We start from the raw sequence: 10,992 nt of genomic DNA on the forward strand, positions 1-10,992 counted from the left end.
TGGCCCTTGGGACCAGTATGCGTGCGCTGCTATCGACGGACTCTGTCCGAGTCGGCGTCCTGTACCGACTGCGGCACGACCGCCGCACTCATCGGCAGAAATGCTGGCAGTCAACGCATCTGCGATCCATGCGCGGGCTCTGACCTGGACTATCGGTGTGCAACGCAACGTGTGGCGGAACGGGGCAACATCATTTCGCCCGAACTTGCCACCGCTGCTCGATCATCCGGCTGTCCCGGGAACTGCTCACCACACCTCAAGGGTCGATGCCCGACAGCCTCGAGGAGTTGCCGACGTTCCTTGCCGCCCGTGGCCAGCCGCGCTCGACGCTGAGGTGGCTGACCAAACCCGCGACCGGCCAGCTGCTGAGGTCGCTGGCCTCCAGCGAGCACCCCATGAGCCACACCGTGCTCGACCAGTGCCCGCCAGGGTGGGGACGCCACCATCTGCGCGAACTGCTTATCGACGCCGCCATACTTCCAGAACGCGATGAAGCCCTCGAACGGCTCGACACCTGGATCAACGAGACCGCCGCCGCGTTGCCCGCCCACCACAGCGCGCTGATCCGCCCCTATGGGCATTGGGCCATCCTGCGGCGCGCTCGCCGCAGGTCCCGCCGTCGCCGGTTCACCCACGCCGCCGCCGACTCCGGCCGCAACAAAATTCGCGTCGCCATCTCGCTTCTGACCCACCTCGACGAGCACGGCCACACCGTCGGCGACCTGACCCAACCGATGCTCGATGCCTGGACCGACGGACAGCATCACCGCACCAACAACATCGCCGGGTTCATCACGTGGCTGACGCAACGCGGACTGGCCACCAACATATCGGTGACCCGCTACCCCACCCCACCGCCGTCGCAGACCGGCGACGAACACACCCACCAGCAAGCCATTGCCGCGCTGCTCTCCGGCGACACTTCCGCTCACTTGTCCACCCGCATCGCCGGGCTACTCGTGCTGCTCTACGGCGCACGACTCCCCCAGGTGCAGAACCTCACCACTTCGTCGCTCACCCGCGACCAGCACCGCAGGTACGTGACGCTGGCACGTCACCCTATCGAGCTACCCGAGCGCCTCGCTGAGCTGGTCGACACCCTTGCCGGCACCGTCTGCGCCGACCCGCGCGCCCGCACCCGGGACGGCCGCGGACATTACCTCTTCCCGGGCAGAACAGCCCACCACCCGATGCACGTCAGAACACTGAACCGAAAGCTCACCACCGCAGGTATTCCCACCCGCATCAGCCGCAACCACGCCCTACTCGCGTTGGGCGCGGACCTACCCGCCGCAGTCCTGGCAACCCAGCTCGGACTGTGCTCCACGACCTCATCGCAGTGGGCGCAACTGGCCCAACGCGACTACACCGCCTACCTGCACAGCCACGACACCGAGCACCCAACCCCGCCGACCGACGTCCCGGTAGACACAAGTCGCTCAGCGGCAGCACGTCGGGTCGAGGACCTGCCGTAAAGCTTGCAGAGCGTCGGCGTGGGCACGGTAGTAGACACTCATGCCGCGGCGCTCGGGCAGGACCATGCCGGCCTTCTTGAGTTGTCCGAGGTGGTGGCTGACCGTGGGCTCAGACAACCCGACAGCAGTCGCCAGGTCGCAGGTGCAGACCTCACCCGCGGCATCGGTGAGCAGGATCGACATCAGCTTGATCCGCACTGGATCGGCAAGAGCTTTGAGCCGCAGGGCGATCTCCAGCGCCGCGGCGTCATCCAGCGGCGAGGCCGAGACGGGTGCGCAACAGATGGGATCGGTCATGTCGATGACCGGAAGCGTCTTGGGCATGTACCCAATCCTACCGACCTCATTGACATATGTCGAAGAGGTAGGCACTCTGGACCATGTCAGTAGTTCGATGTATGTCTCACAGGTGGAGGTAGTCATGTCGCGCATGCAGCTCGCGCTCAACGTCGATGATCTGGATCAGGCGGTCGAGTTCTACTCGAAGTTGTTCAATGTGGCACCGGCCAAACGCAAGCCGGGTTACGCGAACTTCGCGGTCGCGGAGCCGTCGTTGAAGCTGGTGCTGCTGGAGAATCCGGGTAAGGGCGGCACGATCAACCACCTCGGTGTGGAGGTCGAGTCCAGCGATCAGGTGCACGCTGAGATCGCCCGGCTCAGCGGCGAAGGCCTGTTCACCGAGGAGGAGATCAACGCCACCTGTTGTTTCGCCACTCAGGACAAGGTGTGGGTGACCGGTCCGGCAGGTGAAAAGTGGGAGGTCTACACGGTGCTGGCCGACTCTGACACCTTCGGGACCAGCCCAACGCTGTTGGCGGGCAACGAGACCCCTGACTCTGATTCTGCGGTGTGCTGCGGTACTGCCGGCGTCGCGCAGCCCGGCCAGTCCGCGGCGAGTGCGTCGACCGCTTGTTGCTGAGCGTCATCCCCGCCGGTCGGCGGGCACCCCTGATCGTGCCCGCCGACCGGTTCAGGTGGTGTGGGTCAGGCGGGCGGTGAGGTCGGTGAGTCGCGCGGCGATGTCGTCGCGGATCAGGCGCATGCGCTCGACGCCGTCGATCCCGCGCAAGGAGGGTTCATCGGTTTCCCAGACCTCGACGACGGCCCCTTCTGGTGGGGCGACCTGCGCGGAGGTTCCCAGTACGACGGTCAGGTCCGCCTCGCGCATCAGGTCGTCGGTGAGCTGGCGAGGGGTGTGGTCACTGACGTCGACGCCGGCCTCGGCGAGTACCTGAGCGGACAGCTCGTTGACGCGCTTGCCGATCGCGGCGTCGGTGCCGGCCGAGGAGGCGTTGATCGTTCCGTCGGCCAGCGTGCTCGCCAAACCTTGGGCCATCACCGACTTGCCCCGATTGCTCACGCACACGAACAGAACCGAGTGTTGTGTGGTCATCGCACACTCGCGGTGTCGTCGGCGGGCGCGATCTCGGCCAGCAGGTCGACCACGAGCGAACGAATCTGATCGCGAATCGGGCGCACCGCATCGATGCCTTTGCCGGCAGGGTCGTCCAGGGCCCAGTCGCGGTAACTGACGCCGGGAAAGACCGGGCAGGCGTCGCCGCACCCCATGGTGATGACCACGTCGGAGGATTCGACGGTGTCGGGGGTGAGGATCTTCGGTGCTTGGTCGGAGATGTCGATACCGACCTCGGCCATTGCCTCGACAGCGGCGGAGTTGATGGCGTCGGCGGGGGCTGACCCCGCGGAACGAACCTCGACCCGACCGCCGCCCAGGGCGGTCAAGAACCCGGCGGCCATCTGAGAGCGGCCGGCGTTGTGGACGCAGACAAACAACACACTCGGTGTCTGTGCAGACATGGGAGCAGCTTCCTTCTCGGTGTGACGGGGTTATGCGGGGTGAGGGGCGAGCTCGTCGAGCAACCGTTGAACGCGGGTGTCGAGGTCGTCGCGAATTGCGCGCACCCGATCCAACGGCAGGCCTTCGGGATCGGTGACTGTCCAGTCGAGGTACCGCTTGCCCGGATAGATGGGGCACGCATCACCGCAACCCATCGACACCACGACATCGGCGGCGGCGACGACATCGTCGGTCAGCGGTTTGGGGAAGTCGTTGCCCAGGTCGATCCCGATCTCGGTCATCGCCTCGACCACGGTGGGGTTGATCGAATGGACCGGCGCTGAACCCGCCGATCGGACATGGACGCGGCCCGGCCCGGTGGGTCAACAGACCTGCGGCCATCTGCGACCGGCCGGCATTGTGCACACACACGAACAACACCTCGGGCACGTCTTTGGCGATCGCCCCGTCGGATTGCGCCAGTGCACGCAACCGGTCGGCAGCGAACCGGCTCGCCAACGAGGTCAGATGCGCCTGTACCCGCGAGGTGCGGCGCAGTGCCGCATACGACTCGAAAACGCAGCGCTCCACCGTTTGCCGCGACACCACACCCTCGTACTTTGCGGCCAAGTCCGCGGCAATCCGACTGAGCACGACGTGGGGCATGAGCAGTTCGAGCTGTGCGCGATGCTCCCCTGCCGCCAGGCGCTGATCCAGGGTCGAGTCGTCCATCACCGTGCCTCCGTGACCGAGCTCGGCTGAGCTGTCGATTGTGGGGCGGTGAAGCGCTTACGCAACGCCAGCGAGACGTACACCAATCCCACGAGGACCGGCACCTCGATCAGCGGCCCCACCACCCCGGCCAGGGCTTGGCCCGAGGTGGCCCCATACGTTGCGATCGCGACCGCTATGGCCAGTTCGAAGTTGTTGCCCGCGGCGGTGAACGCCAGCGTGGTGGTGCGTTCATACCCGAGCTTCATGGCAGCGCCGAACGCGTACCCGCCGCCCCACATCACGGCGAAGTACACCAGCAACGGAATTGCGATCCGGACCACGTCGAGGGGTTGCGACGTGATCTGATCACCTTGCAGGGCAAAGAGAATCACGATGGTGAACAGCAACCCGTACAACGCCCACGGACTGATTCTGGGAATGAACTTCGACTCATACCAGTCGCGTCCCTTGCTCCGCTCCCCCAGATACCGGGATAGGAACCCGGCGACCAGTGGGATACCCAGGAAGATCAGCACCGATTTTGCGATCTGCCACGGCGAGGCGTCGATCGTTGTCTGTTCCAGTCCCAGCCAGCCCGGCAGCACCGAGAGGTAGAACCAGCCCAGGACCGCGAACATCACGACCTGGAACACCGAGTTGATCGCCACCAACACGGCCGCTGCTTCACGGTCGCCGCAGGCCAGGTCGTTCCAGATGATGACCATCGCGATGCACCGTGCCAACCCGACGATGATCAACCCGGTGCGGTACTCGGGCAGGTCGGCCAGGAAGATCCAGGCCAGCGCGAACATCAACGCCGGGCCGACAACCCAGTTGAGAACCAGCGACCCGATGAGCAGGCGCTTGTCCCCGGTCACGGTGTCGAGGCGGTCGTAGCGAACCTTCGCCAGTACGGGATACATCATGATCAGCAGGCCGATCGCGATGGGCAGTGAGACACCATCGAGCGAGATGGCCGAGAGCGCATCGTTCAGGCCGGGAATCAGCCGGCCCAGGAGTAACCCGGCGACCATGGCCACCCCGATCCACACCGGCAAGAACCGGTCGAGGGTGGAGAGCTTGCCGACGACCGCGGGATGCTCTGGTGTGTTCGTAGCGGTACTCACGCGGTCACCAACGTGTCTGCGGTGGGATCCGCTGAACTCAGAATCGACGAAAGGTGCTGCAACGCAGCAGGAATGACCCAGTAATACACCCACGTTCCCCGGCGCTCGCAGTCCAGCAACCCCGCCTGCCGCAACACCTTCAGATGATGGGAAATGGTGGGTTGGGACAGATCGAACGATTCCGAGATGTCACACACGCAGGCCTCCCCGCCGGCATGGCTGGCCACCAAGCTCAGCAACCGCAGCCGCACCGGATCACCCATTGCCTTGAACATGCGCGCGAGCTCCACTGTCGCATCGGCACTGAGCGGTTCCTGCACCAACGGCGTGCAACACGCCTCGCCTGCCACGACAGGCAACACCTTCTGTTTCGACATACGTCTATATTGACAGACCTCAAACCACCGAACAAATGAACATCGGCTGAACGCGAACCGCGCCGACGCCGCCCCTCGCGCGGCGCCCACCTCCCGCCCGAGGCGTGGCAACGACCGCGGCCGCCGCGAAGAACGCCGTTCCTGACCCGCCGATTGTTCTACGCCCTGACCTGCGCGGCAAGAGACTCCGACCGACCCGCCGCCACGCGCTGCGCTCCCATCGCGGCACCGGGCCGCTCTCCGCTCCTGCCACATCCGGCCAGCGCGCACAAGCGGCCAAATATCAGGAAAGGCCAAACCCGACCGGACGCCAAAGAAGTGTGGATCTGATGTCGAGCGAACGACGTTGCGACTGAACATAAATCGACACACGATGTGTGAAAACAGTTGCCTAACAATGAAATACGATGTATCATCGAGTAATGATGGTGAGGCCAATGACCAATATCGCACCGGCGAATATTGCCTCTCCGCCAGCCACCGCGGCCTGACCCGCAAGCCCCCCCACCGGGTGTCGCACTTGCCGTCGACGACACCCAACTCCGCAACGCCGAACAAGGAGAACCAGGATGAGCCGTCCATCCACCACCGCCGCCACCAACGACCACACCCAGTGGACCTTCGGTGGCCTCGCGATCGCCGCCGACAACGCCTCACTGTGGGCAACCCAAGCCGCAGCGGATCCCGCCGACACCGCCGCACCCCAGGTGCAGGCCACACTCGCCGACGTCGAGGGCGATCTCGTCGTCTCCATCGCCGTCCCTGACGGCCTCACCTACGTGGCCAACTTCGACGAGGGCGTCATCCAGATCACCATGGCCAACATCCATTCGGACTGCTGCCAGAGGTGCGGGGAACACTTCAGCGATCCGCACGCACCGGACTGCGAGATCGGCGCTGCCGAAGAGGCCGCGCTCGCCGCCCAGGACGACACCGCCATGCTCGCCGCCCTCGAGGCCCGCGCCGAACGGCGGCTGCGATGACCTACACCCTCGACGCCGCTCTCGCCGACATCACGGCCGCCACCGGGTTGGTGTTCACCTACACCACCTTCGGCCCGAAGCGCAGCGGGCACCTCGCCTACACCCGCACGCGCGATGCCGTGGTGATGATCGACAACGACTGGCAGGCACTCATCGACAACGGCGCCGGTGTCTTCGCGCCGAGCAACCCGCGCCGCCCGCCCGTCCACCCGATCGTCATCGCCGTCTACGAAGACGGTGACTTCGCCTGCTGCCCGCTCGTGGAAGTGTCCACCCGGGACGCTGAGGTCGCTGTGCTTCCCCACCTGCTCGACCAGGCCCTCGAACTGGCCGAGCGCGCCCGCCGAGAGCACAGCAACCTCACCGACGACTACGACGGCCGCGGCGACCCCGAACGACGTCACCAGGTGATCTGACCCATGCCCGCCGAGACCCCACCCGACCCGTCGGCGAGCGCCGCCGACCACGACGCCGTGGCACTCACCGATGGCCACGGGTGGGCCAGCGACACCGGCCACGCCGAGGTCCTGCTGCTCTCGGCGCTGCTGTGGGCCACACCCGCCCACCACGACGACCTCGCCGACATCGTCGGCCTGGTCCGCGCCGAGGACTTCTACGTACCCGCCCACGGAGCACTGTTCACGATCATCGCCGAACTCATCGCCGACGGCGCCCACCGCGCGCACGACGCCACCACCGTCGCCCACGAACTACGCCGCCAGGGACGTGCGGCCACCCTCGGCGCCGAGCACCTCACCCGTGCGCTCGTCGCGGCGACCTCCGCCGGCGCCGACGGCATCCAGGCCCGCCACTACGCGGCGATGGTCGTCGCCGATGCCTACCGCCGCCGCTACCGCGCCGCCGGAGACGGCATCACCCACGCCGCCGACCACCTCCCCGAAGCCGAACTGTGGGACTACATGTGCGCCCACGGCATCGCACTGCGCGAGCACCGCACCCGCCTGGCCTCCCTGCGCCCGAACTGACACACCGAAAGGACACCGCCATGCCCACCGACACCGATACCCGTTACCCGGCCGCCGATCTGGCCAAGCTCCACGTCGACGCCTACACCCTGCGCCACGTCGACAACCTCACCTGGGACCAAGTCGCCGCCGCACTCGACGAACCCGTCGCGGTGGTCAAGGACTGGGCGCAGACCTACATCGACCGCACCGACGCCGCCGCCGCCGAACAGCAAATGTCGCTGTTCGACTGACCCATCCGACCGCCCTCGCTCGACGTCGTTCGGAGCCCGCCCCATGCGCATCCTCGCCCGTTTCGTCTCCCGCACCGTGCTGCGCCTCGCGGTACTCGCCGCGCTCGTCGTGGCAGCAGTCGTAGCCCTTAGTGGCGTCGTCGACGCCCTACCCGCGCCCGCCGACCTGTGGACACGGGCGACCACTGTTGCCGAGCCGTCGCGACCCTCAGGCGACACCATGCCCGCAGTAGTCACCCGTGTCGTCGACGGCGACACGATCGTCGTCTCCACCGACACCGATCCCGCGCTCACCGTCCGGTTGCTCGGCATCGACACCCCCGAGGTCCGCAAACCCCACACCCCGGTCCAGCCGTGCGGCCCGCAAGCCAGTGACCGCACTCGTGTGCTCGCCGCCCCCGGCGCCGCCGTGCGTCTCGAGTACGACCCCACCCAAGACCACACCGACCGCTACGGCCGCGCCCTGGCCTACGTCTGGATCGGCGACACGATGCTCAACCACACACTCGTCGCCGAGGGGTGGGCACGCACCTACGTCTACAACCACCAACCCGGCCGCCACGCCGACGCCCTCGCTGACGCCCAGCGCGACGCCCAGGCAGCCCGAGCCGGTGTCTGGGGCCAGTGCCCGCGATAGCCGATCCTCAGGCGCGCACAGGGGTGGGCGCCCGCAGCGGCGGTGCCATCGTGATCCACCGTCCGGTCCGCACGCGATGGGTCACAGCGAGCGCGATCACGCTCGCCGCAGCAACACCAACTAACCCCCAGAAAGCCAACGCATAGCCCTCGCAGATGTTGTATGCCGCGTGAGCCAGCGCGAACCCGATCACGAGCCGGTAGTCGCGCCACCGCCAGATCATGTACGCCGACACCACTGCCCACAGGGCCATGCTCACCCAGAGGCCGACCCCGTAGTACACGTGATAGGCCAGCCGCATCGGAACTAGCACACACAGCGCCGCGACCAAACCCGCGCGAGTCGACGGCAGCCACATCGCCAGCGCCGCGATCGGCACCGCGACCACGAACACTTCCTCACCGAACCCGGCCCGCAGGCCCGCAATCACTTGCGCCGCCAACGGACGCTGCGAGACCGTGGTCGCACCGTCGACGGCGGGTCCAGGCACAGCCAGCTCGACAAGCCAACTGAGACCCAGAGCGGCGTACACGCTCAGCACGTACACGCTCACGCACGCCACGTAGGTCGAGCGCGACAGCGGAGGGCGGCGAGTCCACTGCGGCCACGACCACCACGGCCTCGTGGTGAGTTCGCGAAGGATCAGCCAACTGAGGCCGCCGAACACACTCACAGCGACGACAAGCCACGCCCACGACAGCACTTCCCCAGACCACGAGAACGGATGCGTGGACGCGCCGTCCCCGTAGCGAGCGATCGCTGTGGAGATCCCGTCGCCGAACGCGGACGCGTACGCTCCGGCGGCGATCAGAAGCGCCCCCACACGCGACGCGTTGAACCACCAACGCCCGCTCACGATCGGCGAGTTCGTGGTTTCGAGGTCGAGCATGGGAGTCTCCTTCTGGCCTCGGGACGGATGACAGCGCAACGCGGTAACGGCCCCGTCGCGTGAGCGCCGCCGGGCACTAACACAAGGCGGTCTTGCTTTCAGAACAGGCCGAGTTGGTCGGCGGGTGTGGACGGCACGGGTTGGAACAGTCGGTGTGCCTGTTCGGGGTCGCCGCCGTCGCGTAGGTAGGTGCGCAGCATGATCGAGCGTGCGGCGCGGTCGATGGCGGTGGTTGGTCGTGATCCGCGGTGGCGGCCGAGGCCGACGGCGTAGGTGAGGTTGTTGGTCTGGGTGCCGATGCGCACGTGTGCGGAATCGACGCGCACGCACAGTGGTTCGTTGCAGTAGTGCTCGCCGATGTCGGCGGCGTCGGCACCGAGGTCGGGGTGCACCAGCAGCAGCGCGAAACGGTGCGCGCTGATGGCCCGTTGACGGTTGTTGCGGCGGAAGGTGAATCGGCCGTACCCGTCTGGCGAGCTGACCGCGCCGATCCAGTACCAGCAGCCGCGCGGTGTGAGGACGACGTGCTGCCAGAAGTGTCGCTCGGCGCGGGTATCGGGCATCAGCGTTGGGTCGGTGACCACACCCGGCGACGGTGTCGCGGTGCCGACCGTCAGGTCGGTGGCCGGCACCGCGAATAGGCCGAGTTGATCGTGGTCAGGGTCGACACTCATGGCCGAACCGTAGAACGCTAGGCCGACATCACCGCGGGATCGGATGGCTCGGTGCGGCCCTCATCGGTGGCCGCGTCCGGAGTGGCCGGGGCCGGTGTCGACTCCTGGCTCGAGGCGGCCTTTTTCGTTCCGACGGACAGGCCCGCCTCGCGCAGCAGCGTCTTGGCTTTGGCTGCGCTGATCTCCACGAGATCGGCCGCGCCACTAACACTTCCTACTCGCTCGGCGATCGCGGCAAGTGCGGTGGCTTTCGCCTTCGCTGACCGCTCGGTGATCACTCGCAGTTCTGCTTCGGCAGCGGCGAGTTCGGAGTCGGCTTGCAGGAACTCGGCGATGTTGGCCTCGTTGGCTTCCATCACCCGCACCTCAGCGGCGAGTCTGCGTTCGAGTTTCTCGCGTTCCTCGGCTCTCCGCGTCTCCAACGTGGCGAGCGTTCGTTTGCGCGCAGCAGCGCGCGCCTGACTGGCAGTGAGTTTTGAATTGTTCGACGGCATACCCGACACGATAACGCCGGCCAACGCCCCCTCGCCACCGCCACACGCGGCTTCTCCGTGAGCATTTCACCGTCCCTCCTCTTTCCCTCGCCCTCGTTTCCCGCCTCTCCATTCCGTTCGTCCACGCCCTCACCTGCACCAACACCCCCGATCACCCCTCACCTAGCACCTCACCCCACGAACCCCGAAACCCTTTAACTCCCACACACCTCTTGCATTCTGGATTCGTCCGACGAAATTAATGTGCCAGAATGCAGCCATGGCCGCTGCCGGGACGTGCGATCACTGCGGTGGCGTGCTGCCCGGAGACGGCGCGCCGCGGCGCGGTCGGCCGCGGCGCTGGTGCTCGACAGACTGCCGTCGCGCGGCCTGGGTCCGCCGCCACGACCGGCCCGCAGCGACCGGGATGACCGCCCAGGATGCGGTGGCCCAGGTGCTGGACTCCCCCACCGCCACAGCCGAACTCCTCGCGGGGTTGACCGCGCGGATCGAGGGCGGCGACGAGGTCGCCAGCGGAGTCATCACCGAGCTGGTCCGGGCCCACCACGCCAGCGTCCACGCGGTGGCCCGTACCAACGAGCTGCGCCCATTCCGGCGGTGACCTG

Annotated in this window: 16 protein-coding genes and 1 pseudogene; 8 read left to right on the plus strand and 9 right to left on the minus strand. The window is 66.8% G+C overall.

Translation table 11 applies throughout. The annotated features are described in order from the left end of the window. Positions 1-266 precede the first annotated feature (266 nt). On the plus strand, positions 267-1,475 hold the full coding sequence (locus PWF70_RS11430; RefSeq protein ID WP_268897830.1) for a hypothetical protein: 1,209 nt from the start codon (positions 267-269) through the stop codon (positions 1,473-1,475). Here PWF70_RS11430 and PWF70_RS11435 read toward each other — a convergent pair. Then, positions 1,440-1,799, minus strand: coding sequence for an Rv2640c family ArsR-like transcriptional regulator (locus tag PWF70_RS11435; RefSeq protein WP_268897831.1), 360 nt, complete (start codon positions 1,797-1,799; stop codon positions 1,440-1,442). The genes PWF70_RS11430 and PWF70_RS11435 overlap by 36 nt on opposite strands. 97 nt (positions 1,800-1,896) lie before the next feature. On the opposite strand from PWF70_RS11435, the gene PWF70_RS11440 reads away from it, so the two are divergent. Next, a complete protein-coding gene (locus PWF70_RS11440) occupies positions 1,897-2,394 on the plus strand; it encodes an ArsI/CadI family heavy metal resistance metalloenzyme (RefSeq protein ID WP_268897832.1) in 498 nt (165 codons plus the stop codon). A 51-nt stretch (positions 2,395-2,445) separates the two neighbouring features. Here the strand turns inward: PWF70_RS11440 and PWF70_RS11445 are convergent, their stop codons facing one another. The 5 genes and pseudogenes from PWF70_RS11445 to PWF70_RS11465 form a co-directional block, all read right to left on the minus strand. Continuing rightward, positions 2,446-2,868, minus strand: a complete 423-nt coding sequence (locus PWF70_RS11445; protein WP_268897833.1) for an arsenate-mycothiol transferase ArsC — start codon at positions 2,866-2,868, stop codon at positions 2,446-2,448. Further along, entirely contained in the window at positions 2,865-3,293 is a 429-nt protein-coding gene (locus tag PWF70_RS11450) for an arsenate reductase ArsC (protein WP_035755467.1), read from the minus strand. Before PWF70_RS11450 ends, PWF70_RS11445 begins: the two co-directional genes overlap by 4 nt. A 30-nt stretch (positions 3,294-3,323) precedes the next feature. Beyond that, a pseudogene (locus PWF70_RS11455) lies at positions 3,324-4,005 on the minus strand (arsenate reductase ArsC). Beyond that, positions 4,005-5,114, minus strand: a complete 1,110-nt coding sequence (arsB, locus tag PWF70_RS11460; protein ID WP_035755465.1) for an ACR3 family arsenite efflux transporter — start codon at positions 5,112-5,114, stop codon at positions 4,005-4,007. The pseudogene PWF70_RS11455 and the gene arsB overlap by 1 nt, the downstream one beginning before the upstream one ends. Continuing rightward, a complete protein-coding gene (locus PWF70_RS11465) occupies positions 5,111-5,491 on the minus strand; it encodes an ArsR/SmtB family transcription factor (RefSeq protein ID WP_035755463.1) in 381 nt (126 codons plus the stop codon). Before PWF70_RS11465 ends, arsB begins: the two co-directional genes overlap by 4 nt. A gap of 569 nt (positions 5,492-6,060) precedes the next feature. Here PWF70_RS11465 and PWF70_RS11470 point away from each other — a divergent pair. The 5 genes from PWF70_RS11470 to PWF70_RS11490 are packed head-to-tail and all read left to right on the plus strand — an operon-like array spanning position 6,061 to position 8,330. Next, entirely contained in the window at positions 6,061-6,474 is a 414-nt protein-coding gene (locus PWF70_RS11470) for a hypothetical protein (RefSeq protein WP_035755461.1), read from the plus strand. After that, entirely contained in the window at positions 6,471-6,890 is a 420-nt protein-coding gene (locus tag PWF70_RS11475; protein WP_035755459.1) for a hypothetical protein, read from the plus strand. The genes PWF70_RS11470 and PWF70_RS11475 overlap by 4 nt, the downstream gene beginning before the upstream one ends. A 3-nt stretch (positions 6,891-6,893) precedes the next feature. After that, entirely contained in the window at positions 6,894-7,460 is a 567-nt protein-coding gene (locus tag PWF70_RS11480) for a DnaB-like helicase N-terminal domain-containing protein (RefSeq protein ID WP_035755458.1), read from the plus strand. 20 nt (positions 7,461-7,480) lie between these two features. Further along, entirely contained in the window at positions 7,481-7,693 is a 213-nt protein-coding gene (locus PWF70_RS11485) for a hypothetical protein (protein ID WP_035755456.1), read from the plus strand. Positions 7,694-7,736: 43 nt separating this feature from the next. Beyond that, positions 7,737-8,330, plus strand: a complete 594-nt coding sequence (locus tag PWF70_RS11490) for a thermonuclease family protein (RefSeq protein ID WP_035755454.1) — start codon at positions 7,737-7,739, stop codon at positions 8,328-8,330. Positions 8,331-8,337: 7 nt separating this feature from the next. On the opposite strand, the gene PWF70_RS11495 is transcribed toward PWF70_RS11490, so the two are convergent. From PWF70_RS11495 to PWF70_RS11505, 3 genes are all read right to left on the minus strand, one after another. Next, positions 8,338-9,219: a hypothetical protein gene (locus tag PWF70_RS11495; RefSeq protein WP_035755452.1), complete on the minus strand. Its 882-nt coding sequence runs from the start codon at positions 9,217-9,219 to the stop codon at positions 8,338-8,340. Positions 9,220-9,317: 98 nt separating this feature from the next. Further along, positions 9,318-9,893, minus strand: a complete 576-nt coding sequence (locus PWF70_RS11500; protein WP_035755450.1) for a hypothetical protein — start codon at positions 9,891-9,893, stop codon at positions 9,318-9,320. A gap of 17 nt (positions 9,894-9,910) precedes the next feature. Next, on the minus strand, positions 9,911-10,315 hold the full coding sequence (locus PWF70_RS11505; RefSeq protein ID WP_139114263.1) for a hypothetical protein: 405 nt from the start codon (positions 10,313-10,315) through the stop codon (positions 9,911-9,913). A 331-nt stretch (positions 10,316-10,646) separates the two neighbouring features. On the opposite strand from PWF70_RS11505, the gene PWF70_RS11510 reads away from it, so the two are divergent. Beyond that, positions 10,647-10,988 (plus strand): hypothetical protein, encoded by a 342-nt coding sequence (locus tag PWF70_RS11510; protein WP_231381004.1) that lies wholly within the window; start codon positions 10,647-10,649, stop codon positions 10,986-10,988. Positions 10,989-10,992: the final 4 nt, after the last annotated feature.

This window comes from Gordonia sp. Swx-4, from assembly GCF_030316175.1.
Lineage (GTDB): Bacteria > Actinomycetota > Actinomycetes > Mycobacteriales > Mycobacteriaceae > Gordonia > Gordonia alkanivorans.